At 66.9% G+C, this 17418-nt stretch carries 12 protein-coding genes and 1 riboswitch; of the genes, 5 read left to right on the top strand and 7 right to left on the bottom strand.

The window, feature by feature from the left end:
- The first annotated feature begins 303 nt into the window (after positions 1-303).
- Positions 304-2268, top strand: coding sequence for a M2 family metallopeptidase (locus tag N5D20_RS21320; protein WP_197579284.1), 1965 nt, complete (start codon positions 304-306; stop codon positions 2266-2268).
- A gap of 82 nt (positions 2269-2350) precedes the next feature.
- Here the strand turns inward: N5D20_RS21320 and N5D20_RS21315 are convergent, their stop codons facing one another.
- The 3 genes from N5D20_RS21315 to N5D20_RS21305 form a co-directional block, all read right to left on the bottom strand.
- Positions 2351-2743, bottom strand: a complete 393-nt coding sequence (locus N5D20_RS21315) for a hypothetical protein (protein WP_014038106.1) — start codon at positions 2741-2743, stop codon at positions 2351-2353.
- Positions 2744-2826: 83 nt separating this feature from the next.
- Positions 2827-3723 (bottom strand): siderophore-interacting protein, encoded by an 897-nt coding sequence (locus N5D20_RS21310; RefSeq protein ID WP_197579285.1) that lies wholly within the window; start codon positions 3721-3723, stop codon positions 2827-2829.
- A gap of 140 nt (positions 3724-3863) precedes the next feature.
- Positions 3864-5090: a multidrug effflux MFS transporter gene (locus N5D20_RS21305; RefSeq protein WP_054172332.1), complete on the bottom strand. Its 1227-nt coding sequence runs from the start codon at positions 5088-5090 to the stop codon at positions 3864-3866.
- A gap of 299 nt (positions 5091-5389) precedes the next feature.
- Positions 5390-5492: riboswitch (glycine riboswitch) on the top strand.
- Positions 5493-5554: 62 nt separating this feature from the next.
- On the opposite strand from N5D20_RS21305, the gene gcvP reads away from it, so the two are divergent.
- Positions 5555-8422, top strand: coding sequence for an aminomethyl-transferring glycine dehydrogenase (gene gcvP, locus N5D20_RS21300; protein WP_197579286.1), 2868 nt, complete (start codon positions 5555-5557; stop codon positions 8420-8422).
- 92 nt (positions 8423-8514) lie between these two features.
- Here gcvP and N5D20_RS21295 read toward each other — a convergent pair whose 3' ends face one another.
- The 3 genes from N5D20_RS21295 to N5D20_RS21285 all read right to left on the bottom strand — a co-directional run bounded on the left by N5D20_RS21295 (position 8515) and on the right by N5D20_RS21285 (position 11237).
- Positions 8515-8925: a VOC family protein gene (locus tag N5D20_RS21295; RefSeq protein ID WP_005418291.1), complete on the bottom strand. Its 411-nt coding sequence runs from the start codon at positions 8923-8925 to the stop codon at positions 8515-8517.
- Positions 8926-9064: 139 nt separating this feature from the next.
- Positions 9065-10432 carry an amino acid permease gene (locus N5D20_RS21290; protein ID WP_043399061.1) on the bottom strand — a complete coding sequence of 456 codons (1368 nt, stop codon included), beginning with the start codon at positions 10430-10432 and terminating at the stop codon, positions 9065-9067.
- Between the two features lie 82 nt (positions 10433-10514).
- Positions 10515-11237, bottom strand: a complete 723-nt coding sequence (locus tag N5D20_RS21285) for an AraC family transcriptional regulator (protein WP_043399063.1) — start codon at positions 11235-11237, stop codon at positions 10515-10517.
- Between the two features lie 114 nt (positions 11238-11351).
- Between N5D20_RS21285 and N5D20_RS21280 the strand changes: the two genes are divergently transcribed.
- Together N5D20_RS21280 and N5D20_RS21275 are read left to right on the top strand one after the other, a co-directional pair.
- Positions 11352-13442, top strand: a complete 2091-nt coding sequence (locus N5D20_RS21280) for a catalase (protein ID WP_197579287.1) — start codon at positions 11352-11354, stop codon at positions 13440-13442.
- Between the two features lie 22 nt (positions 13443-13464).
- Entirely contained in the window at positions 13465-13959 is a 495-nt protein-coding gene (locus N5D20_RS21275; RefSeq protein ID WP_010482792.1) for a hypothetical protein, read from the top strand.
- 139 nt (positions 13960-14098) lie between these two features.
- On the opposite strand, the gene N5D20_RS21270 is transcribed toward N5D20_RS21275, so the two are convergent.
- On the bottom strand, positions 14099-16222 hold the full coding sequence (locus N5D20_RS21270) for a methyl-accepting chemotaxis protein (protein ID WP_279914975.1): 2124 nt from the start codon (positions 16220-16222) through the stop codon (positions 14099-14101).
- A gap of 235 nt (positions 16223-16457) precedes the next feature.
- Between N5D20_RS21270 and N5D20_RS21265 the strand changes: the two genes are divergently transcribed.
- On the top strand, positions 16458-17417 hold the full coding sequence (locus N5D20_RS21265; protein WP_197579289.1) for a L,D-transpeptidase family protein: 960 nt from the start codon (positions 16458-16460) through the stop codon (positions 17415-17417).
- Position 17418: the final 1 nt, after the last annotated feature.

The following is a 17418-nucleotide window of genomic DNA, read 5'->3' as shown; positions in this document are numbered from 1 at the left end:
TCGACCAAGGTCGACACCCACCAACAGCCGCGGAGATCTGTCAGAGGTGGGGCGGTGTCGGAGTGCGGGGTGTCAGCCGCATGGATGCGGCTGCCAAGCCTACAGGGACGTACTTGCGGCGTCCCCGCACTCCGACACCGCCCCGCCATCCCACGGATAGCCCGCTCTTGCTGTTGCTTCGGCCGTTGCCGTTGCTTGAAGGACTCTGCGGGTGCAGGGCGCAGCCCTGCCGACCTTTGCCACTTGCGGTGGCAAGCCCTGCCCACTAGCCTTCGGCCGTCGTTCACCACCCAAGGACCGCCCGTGAAACATCGTCATCTCCTGCTGGCCTCGGCAGTCGCCGCCGCCACGCTGGCCCTGGCCGCCTGCAAGAAGGAACCCACCCCAGGCACCGATACCGCCAGCAGCAGCGCCCCGGCCGGTGAAACCGCCGACCAGTTCGTGGCCCGCATCAATGCCGAATTCAAGGCCGCCTACCCGGAGATGACCTCGGCGCAGTGGCTGTCCTCCACCTACATCAACAGTGATTCCGAACGCATCGCGGCCAAGGCCAACGAGCGCTCGCTGACCCAGCTCAACAGCTGGATCGAGCAGGCCGCCAAGTTCGATGGCAAGCCGATGAGCGAGGACAGCAAGCGCGCGATCCATCTGCTGAAGCTGATGTCCTCGATGCCGGCGCCGCGCGATCCGGCCAAGCTGGCCGAGCTGACCCAGATCGCCACCCGCATGGAAGGCAGCTACGGTGCCGGCAAGTACTGCACCGACGCCAACGATCCCAACTCCTGCCGCCAGCTGGGCGAGCTGGAACAGGTGCTGGCACGCAGCCGCGATTACGACAAACAGCTCGACGCCTGGCAGGGCTGGCACAGCACCACCAAGAGCATGCGCGGCGACTACCAGAAGTTCGTCGGTTTGGTGAACGAAGGCGCCAAGGGCATGGGCTTCACCGATGCCGGGCAGATGTGGCGCAGCGGCTACGACATGCCGCCGGAGCAGATCGGCCCTGAAACCGATCGCCTGTGGGAGCAGGTCAAGCCGATGTACGAACAGCTGCACTGCTACGCGCGCGGCAAGCTGGACAAGACTTACGGCAAGAACAAGGCCGAAGTGGGCAATGGCCTGATCGCCGCGCACCTGCTGGGCAACATGTGGCAGCAGGACTGGTCCAACCTGTGGGACCAGTTGGAACCCTACCCGGGCGCCGGCAGCCTGGACATCACCGCGGCACTGGAGAAGCAGTACCAGACCAACCTGAGCGCGGCGCTGGCCAAGGCCGGCAAGGACGCCAACGTCGCCGCCCAGTACAAGGCGCAGCGCGAGGCCGAACTGCGTACCGCCAAGCAGATGACCGAGCGCGCGCAGGACTTCTACGTGTCGCTGGGCATGCCGTCGCTGCCGCAGTCGTACTGGGAAAAAACCCAGTTCATCAAGCCCGACGACCGCGACGTGGTCTGCCACGCCAGCGCCTGGGACATGAACATGGAAGGCGACGTGCGCACCAAGATGTGCATCAAGCCGAACGAAGAGAACTTCACCACCATCTACCACGAGCTGGGCCACATCTATTACGACCTGGCCTACAACCCGCTGCCGCCGCTGTTCCAGGGCGGTGCCAACGATGGCTTCCATGAAGCGATCGGCGACACCATCGTGCTGGCGATGACGCCCAAGTACCTCAGCTCGATCGGCCTGGTCGATGCACCGACCGAAAGCCGCGAGGCGGTCATCAACAACCAGATGCGCATGGCGCTGTCGGGCGTATCGTTCCTGCCGTTCGGGCTGATGATCGACCGCTGGCGCTGGGGCGTGTTCGACGGTTCGATCACCGCCGACAACTACAACAAGGCGTGGTGGGACCTGAAGGCCAAGTACCAGGGCGTGGCCCCGGCCAGCACCCGTGGCGAAGAATTCTTCGATCCGGGCGCGAAGTACCACGTGCCGGGCAACACCCCGTACACCCGCTACTTCCTGGCGCGCATCCTGCAGTTCCAGTTCTACAAGGGCCTGTGCGACGCGTCCGGCTACAAGGGACCGCTGCATGAGTGCACCTTCTACGGCAACAAGGAAGCCGGCCAGAAGTACTGGGCAATGCTGAGCAAGGGTTCCAGCCAGCCGTGGCAGGCCACGCTGAAGGAGCTGACCGGCACCGACAAGCTCGATGCCGGCCCGATGATCGAGTACTTCACCCCAGTCAACGAGTGGCTGAAGCAGCAGAACGAAGGCCAGATGTGCGGCTGGCAGGCCAACGCGGCCCCGGCGGCGAAATGAGAAAAGGGGCGGGTCCGCGAGGATCCGCCCCTTCTCCGTGTTGTAGAGCCGAGCACGGCTCGGCTCTACAGATTGGGCGCGATCAGCTGTTCTTCTTCGCGGCCATTGCCGCGGCAAGTTCGGCCTTGAATTCCTCGAAGGTCTGGCCCTTCTCCTTGGCTTCGGCCTGCGCCGCATCACGCAGCGCATCGGAGTACATCAGGCGCACCGGCGTGCCCTTGCGCTCGTGCAGCTCACCGGCCTGCATGATCAGCGCCAGCACCTGCGCAGCGCTCTCGCTGTGGCCCGCGATGCGGCCGTCCATGCCCAGCACCCATTCACCGTCGCGGCGCACGACACCGGCCAGCAGGGTGCGCTGCGCGTCGCGCAGTTCGGCATGCGGTTCCACCGGCGACGCCTGCGCGGCGGCCTTGTTGGCGGCCTGCTTTTCCTGGCGACGGCGCTGGTCGCGGCGGGTCTTGGAGCTGGTGGACATGGTGCGGTACCGCTGCGAAGGGGGGCGCAAGGATAGCGCACCCCGCCCGCAGCGCTGCTTCACGCGTGCTCGATCCCGTCCGGTCAGTCCAGCACCTTGCCATGCCGCCAGTAGCCCATGAAGGTGATCGCGCGGCGGTCCAGCCCGCAATCGCGCACCAGGTGGCGGCGGATCGCCATCACCGCCCCCGCCTCGCCCGCCACCCAGGCATACAGCGGCCCGGCCACACTGGCATCGGCCTGTTCCCAGAGGATCTGCGCGTCAACGTCGATTTCTTCCAGTTCGTCGCCAGCGGCCACGCTCGAGGCCGCTGCCAGCCGCGCCTGCACCGCCTGCAGCAACGGCTGTCCGTAGGCGGCCTGCCCGCGCGGCAGCCAGACCAGCTCGGCGCTGGAGGGCGCCTTCAGGTGCACTGCATCAGCGGCCTGCGCTACCTCCAGCAGCGCCAGCGTGCGCGGTGGGTCGACCATGGCCGACAGTTCCTCAAGGATGCCGGCCACCGCAGGCAACGCGGTTTCATCGGCCACCAGCAGCACCTGGCCGACACCGGCCGGTGGCTTCCACTCCCAGCCCTGGCTGCTCTCGGCACAGTCGGCGTCCGGGGCCAGCAGCACCACGCGGTCGCCGGGGCGGGCGTGCATGGCCCAGCGCGAAGCGGGGCCGGTTTCGCCATGGATGACGAAATCGACATCGACCTCGCCTTGCTCGGCCCGCAACTGGCGGATGGTGTAGGTACGCATCGGTGGGCGCTGATCGTCCGGCAGCGCCCGGTAGCGCGGGTACCAGTCGTCACCGCTGGGGACCTGCGGCACATCCTGGCCGGGCAAGGGGAAGAACACCTTGATGCGCTGGTCCGGGCCTTCGGTTTTCATCCGCGCCACGTCGGCACCGGTGAACACCATGCGGTCCAGGGAAGGGGAAAGAACGCGGCGCTCCTTCAGCGCCACCTCGAACAGGCGGTAGGTCTGCTGCGCAGCCATGGGGAACCTCATGCAACGACATCGGATCGGCTGGCTGTCGTGCATCCACGCACCGGCTGGCTGGAATGCCCAGCCTAGTCCTGTCGTCCCTTGTCGCAAGCGTTGCGGGCATCGCGGCCCGCCCTACCCCTGCGCGCTGCTCAATGGCCCGTGCAGGCCGCCTGCGCCGCGCGTTCACGCTGGTGTTCCCAGTACCAGAACACGAAGCCGGCACCAAAGAACGCGGCCTGGCCCAGCGCCAGATGCAGCGGGCTGGCGCTGAGCAGCGGCGACACCACACCGGCCACCACCGTGCTGATCATCAGCTGCACGAAGGCCTGCAGCGACGAGGCCAGTCCGCGCTGGTGCGGATACATGTCCAGCACCGCCAGCGCCAGGATCGGGAAGATCAGCGCCATGCCCATGCCGCCCAGGAAGATCGGCATCACCGCCCACGGCAGCGCGAACTGCGGCGCCAGGCTGACGTAGCCGATGTTCAACACGGCAGAGACCGCACACAAGGTAAAGCCGAGGGCCACCTGCCGCGTCGGTGTGCTGTGCCCGGCCATGCGCCCGGACAGGAACGAACCTGTGGTCATGCCGCCGATGGTGGGGATGAACAACCAGGCGAAACCGCCCTCGCCCAGATGCAGGTGCTGCATCACGAACACCGGCGCCGAGGAGATGTACAGGAAGATGCCACCGAAGCCGATGCTGCCGGCCAACGCCAGGCGCAGGAAGCGCGGGTTGAAGCCGATACGCACGTAATCACGCATCAACGTGCGCGGCGACAACGGCACGCGTGCTTCAACCGGATGGGTCTCCGGCAGGTAGCGCGCGGTGGCCGCCAGCAGGACCAGCCCGAACACCACCAGGAACCAGAAGATCAGCGGCCAGCCGGCGCCACTGAGCAGGATCCAGCCACCGATGATCGGTGCAATGGCCGGGGCGATGCCGAACAGCATCGACACCTGGCTCATCAGGCGCTGCGCGTCGTGGCCATGGTAGAGATCGCGGATCACCGCGCGGCCGACGATCATGCCGACACCCGCCGACAGGCCCTGCAGCGCGCGGAACGCCAGCAGCGTGGTCAGGTCGGTGGACAGCGCGCAGCCGACCGAGGCGCCGACGAACACCACCAGGCCACCGAGGATCACCCACTTGCGGCCCCAGGCGTCGGACAGCGGGCCGTGCGCCAGGCTCATCAGGCCATAGAACAGCAGGTACACGCTGATGGTCTGCTGCACCGCCACCTCGTCCACCGCCAGACGCTGGGCCAGCTGCGGGAACGCCGGGAAGATGGTGTCGATCGAGAACGGACCGAACATGGCCAGGCCGGCGAGCAGCAGGGCCATGCGGCGGGTGGAGGGGGCAACGGCGGCGGTCATGGGGAAGGCGTCCGGCAGGGCCATGCGCGGCACGCACGGCGGGCGCCGGTCCCCTTCTGCAGGGACGGCGCCAGATGAATTCGGGTATCCGTCCATCATAGGTGGGGATTGCGCTCGATGCCATGCAGCGGTGCACAAAACGCACGGCCGGGCCATCGGCCATTCAGGCGTGGCGGGCATGCCTGGAGGCGGCCGGCGGGCCCGCAACGGGCTATAATCAGCGGGCAACACGGTGGGAGAAGCGGAACACCGCTGCCGAAGGCGCAACGCCCGTAATCGCTCAGGCCCGATACCACCCGTAACACAACTCTGGAGAGACCGGTTCGATCCGGCGCCGAAGGGGCACGAAGCTGCGGTTTTCTGCGCTTTTAAACTCTCAGGCAAAAGGACAGAGGGGCGCCCCGCAGACCGCCGACCGGCGGCTTGTGCCCGTGCGTGTGCCCTTTCCTGACGGATCCTTCGCCATGTCCCAGAACACCCCTTCCCTGCGTGAGCTCGAGCACCACAACGCGTTCGTCGAGCGCCACATCGGCCCCAACGATGCCGAGATCGCGCAGATGCTCGATGTCGTCGGCCACGCGTCGCTGGATGGCATGACCGATGCCATCGTGCCGGCCAAGATCAAGTCGCCGGCGCCGCTGGCGCTGCCGGAGTCGATGACCGAAGTACAGGCACTGGCGAAGATCCGTGCGATCGCCGACAAGAACACCGTGCTGCGCAGCTTCATCGGCCAGGGCTACTACGGCACCCACACGCCGAACGTGATCCTGCGCAACATCCTGGAAAACCCGGCCTGGTACACCGCCTACACTCCGTACCAGGCGGAAATCTCGCAGGGCCGCATGGAAGCGCTGATCAACTTCCAGACCCTGTGCGCCGACCTGACCGGCATGGAAATCGCCAACGCCTCGCTGCTGGACGAAGCCACCGCCGCCGCTGAAGCGATGACCCTGGCCAAGCGTTCGGCCAAGTCGAAGTCGGACATCTTCTTCGTGCACGACGCCGTGCACCCGCAGACCCTGGAACTGCTGCGCACCCGCGCCGAGCCCATGGGCATCGTGCTGCGCGTCGGCACCCCGGCCGAAGCACTGGAAGCGGAAGCCTTCGGCCTGCTGCTGCAGTACCCGGATACCTTCGGCCAGGTCGGCGACTACAAGGCGCTGGTCGATGCCGTGCACGCGCGCGGCGGCCTGGTGGCCGTGGCCACCGACCTGCTGGCCCTGACCCTGCTGGCCGCCCCGGGCGAATGGGGCGCGGACATCGTGGTCGGCAACAGCCAGCGTTTCGGCGTGCCGTTCGGCTTCGGTGGCCCGCACGCGGCCTTCATGGCCTGCCGTGACGCCTACAAGCGCTCGATGCCGGGCCGCCTGATCGGCGTCTCGATCGACGCCCAGGGCAACCCGGCCTACCGCCTCACTCTGCAGACCCGCGAGCAGCATATCCGCCGCGAGAAAGCCACCTCCAACATCTGTACCGCGCAGGTACTGCTGGCCGTGATGGCCTCGATGTACGCCGTGTACCACGGCCCGGACGGCCTGACCCGCATTGCCCGTCGCACCCATCGCCTGGCCTCGATCCTGGCCGCAGCGCTGCGCAATGCCGGCGTGCAGGTCGGTGGTGACTTCTTCGACACCCTGCACGTCACCGGCGTGCATGCCGATGAAATCCATGCCAAGGCACGCGCCGCCGGTTACAACCTGCGCGCGATCGACAGCGACTCGGTCGGCATCAGCCTGGACGAGACCACCACCCGCGCCGACATCGTCGCCGTGGCTGCGGTGTTCGGTGCTTCGCTGGATGTCGACGCGCTGGATGCCAGCACCGCCGACGCGCTGCCGACCGGCCTGCTGCGCCAGTCCGCGTTCCTGACCCATCCGGTGTTCAACACCCACCACAGCGAGCACGAACTGCTGCGCTACCTGCGTTCGCTGGCCGACAAGGACCTGGCGATGGACCGCACGATGATCCCGCTGGGCTCGTGCACCATGAAGCTCAACGCCACCGCCGAGATGATCCCGGTGACCTGGCCGGAGTTCTCGCAGATCCACCCGCTGGTGCCGGCCGACCAGGCGCTGGGCTACAAGGAACTGATCGACACGCTGGAAGCGATGCTGGTCGAATGCACCGGCTACGACGCGGTCAGCCTGCAGCCGAACTCCGGCGCGCAGGGCGAGTACGCCGGCCTGCTGGCGATCGGCGCCTACCACCGTTCGCGCGGCGAAGATCACCGTGACATCTGCCTGATCCCGGATTCGGCACACGGCACCAACCCGGCTTCGGCACAGATGTGCGGCATGAAGGTGGTGGTGACCAAGACCGATGCCAACGGCAACGTCGATGTCGAGGACATCCGCCTCAACGCCGAGAAGTACAGCGACCGCCTGGCCGCGATCATGATGACCTACCCGTCCACGCACGGCGTGTTCGAGGAAGAGGTGGTGGAGATCTGCGAGATCATCCACAAGCACGGCGGCCAGGTGTACACCGACGGTGCCAACATGAACGCCCTGGTCGGCGTGGCCAAGCCGGGCAAGTGGGGTTCGGACGTTTCGCACCTGAACCTGCACAAGACCTTCTGCATCCCGCACGGCGGTGGCGGCCCGGGCGTTGGCCCGTGCGCGGTCAAGGAGCACCTGGCGCCGTTCCTGCCGGGCAAGCTGGGTGACAACGGCCCGGTCGGCATGGTCAGCGCGGCCAGCTTCGGCAGCGCCTCGATCCTGCCGATCAGCTGGATGTACATCGCGATGATGGGCCGCGACGGCCTGCGCAAGGCCACCCAGGTCGCGCAGCTCAACGCCAACTACATCGCCAAGCGCCTGGCCCCGCACTTCAAGACCCTGTACACCGGCCGCAACGGCCTGGTGGCACACGAGTGCATCCTGGACGTGCGCCCGCTGGAGAAGACCAGCGGCATCGGCGCCGAGGACGTGGCCAAGCGCCTGATCGACTTCGGCTTCCACGCCCCGACCCTGAGCTTCCCGGTGGCCGGCACGCTGATGGTCGAGCCGACCGAGAGCGAATCGCTGCACGAGCTGGATCGCTTCATCGACGCGATGATCCAGATCCGCGAGGAGATCACCGCGATCGAAGACGGCCGCCTGGACCGCGAGGACAACCCGCTGAAGAACGCGCCGCACACCGCCACCGCGGTGACCGCCAGCGAGTGGACCCACGCCTACCCGCGTGAACTGGCTGCATTCCCGCTGGCCAGCCTGAAGCAGAGCAAGTACTGGCCGCCGGTGGCGCGCGTGGACAACGTGTACGGCGACAAGAACGTGATGTGCGCCTGCATTCCGGTCGATGCCTACAAGGATGATGAAGTCGAGGCTTGATTCCTCGCTGCATCGGTAAAGAGAACGGCCCGCGCAAGCGGGCCGTTTTCATGAGGGTGTGTGGACCAAAGTCCACACCCACAAACATCCGATCACGGGTCCGGCATCTGCCCCAGGCTCAACTGCCACGACACGCCGAAGCGATCCTGCACCCAGCCGTAGCGGTTGCTGAAGTCATAGTCGCCCACCGGCATCAACCAGTGGCCGCCCTCGCCCAGCACACGCGCGGCGCGCTCGAACTGCTCGGCACCGGAACACTCGACGAACAGCGAGATCGACGGGCTGAAGGTGAAGTCGTGCACGTCCAGGCTGTCAAAGCACAGGTAGTGGGTGCCGCCCAGCAGGAAGATGGCCTGGCGGACCTGCCCGGGCACACCGGCACCGGCGCCCTCGGGGTGGCGCTGCAGGGCCAGCAGGCGGAAATCGGCGAAGGCTTCGGCGTACAGGGCCAGGGCGGCCTCGGCCTGGCCGGTGAACATCAGGAAAGGACGGCTGCGCAGCATGCGGTACTCCCGGTCGACGGGCCGCTGGCGGCCCACGCGATCAGGATGGCACGGCGGATGTATGCCTGTTGTAGAGCCGAGCCCATGCTCGGCTGGCGGCCACGCGAACAGCAGCCGACCGTGGGTCGGCTCTACAGAATCACGCCTCGCGCATGCGCCGCGCGATGGCGCTGCCAGCGGCGATCGTGGCGGTCAGCGCCACCATCGACAGGAACTGCAGGCGGGTGTGCGCCTCGCTCAGCAGCAGGCCGAAGATCAGCGCCAGGATCGCCAGCGCGCAGCAGGTCAGCCACGGGAAACCGGCCATGCGGAACGGCAGGCGAGTGCCCAGGCGATCGGCGCGGCGGCGCAGCACCAGCTGCGAGACCAGCGACAGCGTCCACACCAGCAGGCAGGTGGAACCGACGATGTTCAGCAGTACCGGCAGCACCCGGTCCGGAAACAGCAGTTCCATCACGGTGGCGGCGAAGCCGAACAGCACGCTGGCCAGCACGGCGATCACCGGCACCTGGCGCGGATCGGTCCAGCCCAGTACGGCCGGCGCTTCACGGCGCTGCGCCAGCGAGTACATCATGCGCGAGGCGCCGTAGAGGTTGGCATTGAGCGCCGACAGCAGCGCGATCACCGCGATCAGGGTGATGGCAGTGCCGGCACCCGGAATACGGGCGATATCCAGCACGGCGGCGAACGGCGACTTCAGCGCCTCGCTGGTCCACGGCACTACGGCGATGATCACGCTCAGCGAGCCGATGTAGAACACCAGGATGCGCCACGCCACGGTGCGGATGGCACGGGCGATGCTGCGCTCCGGATCTTCGGTCTCCGCCGCCGCAACGGCCACGATCTCGGTACCACCGAAGGCGAAGACCACCACCAGCAGCGCGGCACCGATACCGGCCAGACCCTTGGGTGCGAAGCCGCCGTGTTCGGTGAAGTTGCTCAGGCCCGGCGAGGTCACCTGCGGCAGCCAGCCCATCAGCAGCGCCACGCCGATGGCGATGAAGGCCAGGATCGCCGCGACCTTGAGGATGGCGAACCAGAATTCGAACTCGCCGAAGTTCTTCACCCCGAGCAGGTTGATTGCGGTGAAGAACAGCATGAAGGCCAACGCTGCCATCGGTACCGGCACCGCAGGCCAGACCGTGGCCAGCAACCCGGCCGCGCCCACCGCCTCGGCGGCGATTACGATCACCAGCTGCACCCACCACAACCAGCCGACCGTGGCGCCGGCGGTGGCGCCCATGGCGTCGGCTGCATACACCGAGAACGCGCCGCTGGTCGGTTTGGCCGCCGCCATCTCGCCCAGTGCGTTCATCACGATGATCACCAGCGCGCCGGCCACCAGATACGACACCAGAACCGCCGGGCCGGCCGCCTGCACACCCACGCCCGAGCCGAGGAACAGGCCAGCGCCGATGGCGCTGCCCAGGCCCATCATGATCAACTGGCGGGGCTTGAGCGAATGTCCGAGGCGGGACGGCGAAGCAGTCGGAATCGAGTTGGGCATCGGCAGGGCTGGCGGCGGGCTACAGGGGCGACACCTTACCCTGTCCCATGCCTGCGGGGATAGGCACAGCGCAGCAGGCGGCTCAGGCCAGCGCGGGCTCGCCGACACTGCCGCCGATGCGGGCGCGGTAGGCGCGCGGCGAGAAACCGGTTTCAGCCTTGAACTTGCGGGTAAAGGCGCTCTGGTCGCTGAAACCGCAGGCCTGGCCGATGCAGGCGATGCTGTCGTCGCCGTGCAGCAGGTGCATGGCCATCTGGATCCGCAGCCGGGTCAGCACCTGCTGCGGGGTCATCTGGAACACCTTGCGGAAGCTACGCTCCAGCTTGGACAGCGAAAAGCCGGTGATGTCCAGCAGGGTCTGCATGCGCACGTTCTCGGCGTAGTGCGCATTGAGGTGGGCCAGGGCCAGCCGTAGCTGCTCGTACTGGGTACCGAGGCTGTCCTTCTGGCCGAGGTCGCGGGAAATGCCGATCAGGCCCTCGATGGCCCCATCGACCACCAGCGGGCGCTTGCAGGTCAGGCACCAGCCCGGTTCGCGGTTGGCGAACAGGTGCAGCTCCATCAGGTTCTCGATCACCTCGCCGGACAGCACGCGGGCATCCTGGTCGACGTAGTCCGCACTGAGCCCGGTCGGGTAGATCTCGGCCGCGGTACGCCCGATCACGTCCTTGCGCGCGCGCAGGCCCAGCCGCCGCAGCATGGTCTGGTTGACGTGGGTGTAACGCCCCTGAAGGTCCTTGATGAAAAACAGCACATCCGGGATGGCGTCGAACAGGGCTTCGATGTCGGCGGGCTCGACTCGCATGCAGCAAGCATACCCGAGCCTGCTTTTGCCTGTACGTTCACCTCTGCCGGACCTCGGTTTAACGGGGCTGGTTCCAGTGTCGTGGTTCCTTCTGATGATCCGGAGCCAACGTCAATGGCCGCCAGCAAGCCGACCGGCAAGCGCGCAACCGCCCCTGCCGAAAACCACCGCCGGGGCGATGGCGATGAACTGCACCAGCAGGCCGGGGGCACCCATCCGGTGATGACCACCGATCAGGGCATCCCGGTGGCGGACAACCAGAACTCCCTGCGGCAGGGGCCCCGAGGGCCCACGCTGCTGGAGGACTTCATCCTGCGCGAGAAGATCACCCACTTCGATCACGAACGCATTCCCGAGCGCATCGTGCACGCACGTGGCAGCGCAGCACACGGCTACTTCGAGCTGACCCGGTCACTGGCCGCCCATACCCGCGCGCGCATCCTGACCGAGGTAGGCGTCAGGACGCCCGTGTTCACCCGTTTCTCGACGGTAGCCGGCGGCGCGGGCTCGGTGGATACCCCCCGCGATGTGCGCGGCTTCGCGGTCAAGTTCTATATCAAGGAGGGCAACTGGGATCTGGTTGGCAACAACATTCCGGTGTTCTTCATCCAGGACGCCATGAAATTCCCGGACCTGGTGCACGCAGTGAAGATGGAACCGGACCGTGCGTTTCCGCAGGCCGCCACGGCCCACGACACCTTCTGGGATTTCATCTCGCTCATGCCCGAGTCGATGCACATGATCATGTGGGCGATGAGCGACCGCGCCATACCGCGTTCGCTGCGGATGATCGAAGGCTTCGGTGTGCACAGCTTCCGCCTGCTGAACGAGGCGGGAGAGTCGACCTTCGTCAAGTTCCACTGGCGGCCCAAGCTGGGTATCCAGTCCACGGTCTGGGACGAAGCGTTGAAACTGCAGTCGGCCGACAATGACTTCCATCGCCGCGACCTGTTCGAGGCCATCCAGCGCGGCGACTTTCCCGAATGGGAACTGGGAGTGCAGCTGTTTACTGAAGAAGAGGCCGACGCATTCCCGTTCGATCATCTGGACCCGACCAAGATCATTCCCGAATCGCTGGTGCCGTTGCAGGTCATCGGGCGCATGGTGCTGGACCGCTGGCCGGACAACTTCTTCGCCGAGACCGAACAGGTGGCGTTCTGCCCGGCCAACGTGCCGCCGGGCATCGACTTCAGCAACGACCCGCTGCTGCAGGGGCGCCTGTTCTCCTATCTGGACACCCAGCTGCTGCGCCTGGGCGGCCCGAACTTCCACCAGATCCCGGTGAATGCGCCCAAGTGCCCGTTTGCCAATCATCAGCGCGACGGCCACATGCAGATGCAGGTGCCCAAGGGCCGGGTGGCCTACGATCCCAGTTCGCTGCAGGAGGACACCCCGCGCGAGACGCCTGCCGGATTCCGCAGCCATGCCAGCGCCGACGATGGTCGCAAGGGTCGCACCCGCGCGGAGAGTTTCGCCGACCACTACAGCCAGGCCCGCATGTTCTTCCGGAGCCTGGAAAAGCCGGAGCAGGCGCACCTGGCATCGGCGCTGGTGTTCGAGTTGTCCAAGGTGGAAACGCTGAAGGTGCGGGAGCGTACCGTCAGCCACCTGCGCAACATCGACGAATCACTGGCGCAGCGCGTAGCTGATGGGCTCGCGTTGCCTGCACTGCCCGACCCCGCGCCGACCGCCACGCCGGTGCAGGACATGCCTGCCGCTCCCGAGGTGCGCGTGATCGGGCGCAACAAGCCCACCCTGCAAGGGCGCAGCATCGGCATCCTGTTTGATGAGGGCTCCGACGCGCGCGTGATGGCCAGCCTGAGCAAAGCGGCCCGGAAGGCGGGTGCAGACGTAAAGCTGGTCGCGCCCAAAGTAGGCGGCGCCACGCTGAGCGATGGGGCGATGCAGACGGCGGATGGGCAACTGGCGGGCACGCCATCGGCTGTGTTCGATGCGGTGGCCGTGGTGCTCAGCCCGGAAGCCGCGAAGGCCTTGTCGAAAGAGAGTGCAGCCGTCGAATTCGTCAGCCAGGCGTGGGCGCACCTGAAGGCCATCGCCAGCGACGCAGGCGGCCAGACGCTGCTGAAGGCGGCGCGGGTCGGCAACGATGCCGGCATCGTCGAAGCGGAAGACGCCAAGGCCTTCCTGGCGGCGGCCGCCACCCGCCAATGGGCGCGTGAACCGAAGCTGCGCCTGCTGGCCTGACTACTACGACAGGAGATCCGTCATGCCCCGTGGTGACAAATCCGCATATACCGAGAAACAGAAGCGCCAGGCCGAGCACATCGAGGAAAGCGAACGTGATCGCGGCGCGAGTGAAGGCACCGCCGAGCGCATTGCCTGGGCCACCGTGAACAAGCAGGACGGTGGAGGCAAACGTAGCGGCAGTGCCCGCAAGGGCGCGAAGAAGGCGACCAGCAAGAAGGCTGCCAAGAAGGCGCCTGCCAGGAAGTCGGCCACAAAGAAGGCCACGACCAAGGCGACGGCAGCGAAGAAGGCACCTGCGAAGAAGGCGGTGGCGAAGAAGGCACCGGCTCGCAAGACCGCGACAAAGAAGGCCACAAAGAAGACGGCGAAGAAGGCTGCGGCCAGGAAGACGGGTACGGCCGCCTCGCGGAGCGCCGCCGCAAAGAAGGCAGCCAAGACGCGGGCCGCGAAGAAGACCGTGCGCAAGGCGGCGGCGAAGAAAGCTGCGCGTACGCGTACGCGTGCGCGCGCCTGAAGCGTCGGTCAGGGGGGGGAGCGTCCTCATCCATGCGGCAACTTCGGCTGCGTCAGCACGGCCTTCAGCAGTAGACGGGCTCCTTCCAGCGAAATACGGCCGCTCAAGGCGGCCGTATTCCTGTCGCTGCACTGCCCGCTCAGGCTGCGCGACGGGGCACAGCAGAGACCGCCGCGCCTTCTACCTTGAATACCGCCACCGACGTGGTCAGTGCATGCGCCTGTTCTTCCAGCGCGCGGCTCGCCGCAGTGGCTTCTTCCACAAGCGCGGCGTTCTGCTGGGTCACCTGGTCCATCTGCACCACCACCTGGTTGACCTGCTCGATGCCGGCGGCCTGTTCCTTGCTGGCCGCTGCGATGTCGCTCATCAGCTGGGTGGTGCGCGAGCTGGCCTGGGCCACGCGCGCGATCGCGGCCTCCGATTCAACGGTCACCGCCAGGCCACTCTTTACCTTGGCAGCGGCGTCTTCGATCAGCTCCTTGATCTCCTTGGCGGCGACACCGGCACGCTGCGCGAGCGTGCGCACTTCACTGGCGACCACGGCAAAACCACGGCCCTGCTCGCCTGCGCGCGCAGCTTCCACTGCAGCATTCAACGCCAGGATGTTGGTCTGGAACGCGATGCCGTCAATCACCGTGGAGATCTCCGAGATGCGAGCCGACGACTGATCGATCTCGCCCATGACCGATGCCATCTGTGCCATCGCCTGCTCGGTCTCGCGCACCGCGGCACCGGCGGCATGCGCTTCGCTGTCGGCCTGACGTGCCAGCTCGGCGTTCTGGCGCACGGTGGAGGTCAGTTCCTCCATCGACGCAGCCGCTTCTTCCAGGTTGGCGGCCTGATGCTCGGTGCGGCGCGACAGGTCGTTGTTGCCGGCAGCCAGTTCCTGCGCAGCGTTGTTGATGCTGTCGGCGGCCACCTGGATGCCCCGCACGATGCCGGTCAGCTGCGCGGTGGTGGTGTTGGCGTCGTCGCGCATGCGGGCGAACACGCCGTCGTACTCGCCATCCATGCGTGCGGTCAGGTCGCCGTGCGAGATCGCGCGCAGCACGTCGGAGACATCGGCGATGCTGGCCTGCGAACTGGCCATCATGCCGTTGAGGTGCTCGACCATCGCCTTGAACTGGAACTGGAACCCAGTGGCATCGCCACGCATGCTGAAGTCACCGGCACGCGCGGCGCGGGCCAGTTCATCGATCTGCGCGTTGATCGCCATCAGGCTCTGCTTCACCGCAGCCAGGGTGCGGGTCAGCGTGCCCTTCTCGCCCGGGTAGTCCGGCAGGTCGCGGCTGAGGTCACCGATGGCGTAACGTTGCATCACCTCAGCCATCAGCAGTTCCACCTGCACGTGCGACTCCACCAGGCTGTTGGTGGCCTGCACCATGCGCCCGAAATCACCGGGGAACGCACTGGCGTCCATGCGATAGCGGATCGCGCCGGCCTCATGCTGCTCGGCCATCTGCAGCTGCGCGCCGATCGCCGCCTGCACGCTCTGCCGCACGCTGGCCATCGCTTCGCCCAGCTGGGTTAGTTCATCACGCCCACCCAGGCGGAATTCCTGGTCCAGCTGGCCCTTGGACAGGCGCTCGGCCAGGTTCACCGCACGCGCCAGCGGCCCGGTCAGGCTGCGGCCGATCATCACCGAGGCACCGATGCCCACCAGCAGCGCGACGCCGCCCAGCACCAGCAGCTGCAGCAGGCTGCGCTCGCCCAGGCGGATCGCCTCGGCGGCCGCATCGCGGCTTTCCTTCTCTTCGAAGTCCACGCCATCGGACAGCGCCTTGTTCCAGCCATTGGCCGCTTCCTGGACCGGGCCCAGGGTCAGCGCCACCGCGCCGGGATAATCGCCCTGCTCCATCAGTTCGCTGGTCTGCTTGTTGAGCGGGCGCGCAATGGCACGCTTGGCCGCGATGGCTTCGGCAATGGCCTTGCCGTCGGCGTCGCTGGGCAGTGCCTGGTAGCTGGTCCAGCTGGCCTCATAGCGCTTGACCAGATCGGCGATGCGCTGCTCGTCGCTGCCGCGGTCTTCGCCCTGACGGATCAGCATCTCGCGGCGCACCACCATCATCTGGTTGTTGGCATCGAGCATCTGCGACAACAGGCGCACCTTGGCCACGCTGACGTCGACCACCTGCTGCATCGCGCGCTTCTGCACGACACTGGCGGTGGCGCCGGTGGCCACCACGGCGGCAACCAGCAACAACAGCAGGCCAAAGCCCAGCCCAAGACGCCAGGCAACCCTGACATTCCTCAAGTAGTTCATCGGTACATCCAAAACGGGGGGATGCGCCCCTATCGGCCGCGCCGCCGGCATTCTTGATCGGCAACGTGCACGGGCGTCGGCAGCCGTTCACCTTGGTGATGCCACGCACGGCGCTTCTGCGACAAGGGCCGGGGCCACGCCGGGACCGCACTGCTCATGCCGGCATCAGGTTGCTTTCACGGGGGCTGCGCAGCCTCTCCGGGCAGGGTGGAGCTGCCATCTGCCGGAGATCTCCATGCCCGTATGTCGCCCCGCCCTGCTCGCCCTGTCCTTGCTGATGTCCCCCGCCTTCGCGCAGGTGCCGCCGCCGGTCCAGCTGCCGGAGCCCATTGCCGAGAAGGCCGGACCCGATACCGCGGCGCGCTCGCCACTGCACGCCCAGGTGCTTCTGGATCGCGCCAATTTCTCCCCGGGCGAGATCGACGGTGAAGTCGGCAGCAATCAGCGCCGGGCCGTGGCAGGCTTCCAGGCGGCCCACGGCCTGACAGTGAGCGGAGAGCTGGACGATGCCACCTGGAAAGCACTGCAGGCCGATGCGACCACACCGCTTGCCACTTACACGTTGACCGCCGAGGACGTGGCCGGCCCGTTCCAGCCGGTTCCGAAAGGGCCGGCCGCACAGGCCAAGCTGAAGGCGCTGGGCTACGGCAGCGTGGAGGAATCGCTCGGCGAGCGCTTCCATGCCTCGCCGGAACTGCTGAAGGCGCTCAACCCCGGCGTCGACCTGGGCATGGCCGGCAGCCGCATCCAGGTGCCGAACATCACCCCGGCGCCGCTGCCGAAGGCGGCCAAGGTGGTGGTCGACAAATCCGATTCCACTCTGCAACTGCTCGATGCAGCAGGCAAGGTGATCGCGCAGGTACCGGTGTCTTCGGGCAGCCAGCACGATCCGCTGCCGATCGGCGAATGGAAGATTCTCGGCGTCTATCGCGACCCGCCGTTCCACTACAACCCCAAGCTGTTCTGGGATGCGCGCAAGGGCGAGAAGAAGGCCACGCTGCCGCCCGGCCCGAACAATCCCGTGGGCCGGGTCTGGATCGACCTGTCCAAGCCGCATTACGGCCTGCACGGCACGCCCGAACCCAGCCACGTGGGCAAGACCGAATCGCATGGCTGCGTGCGCATGACCAACTGGGATGCGCTGCGCGTGGCCGATGCGGTGGATACCTCCGTCCCCGTGGTGATGCAGGAGTGAG

It is taken from the genome of Stenotrophomonas sp. GD03877 (assembly GCF_029840555.1).
In the GTDB taxonomy this organism is placed as follows: Bacteria; Pseudomonadota; Gammaproteobacteria; order Xanthomonadales; family Xanthomonadaceae; genus Stenotrophomonas; species Stenotrophomonas geniculata.
This window is presented reverse-complemented; position numbering and strand designations above follow the sequence as displayed.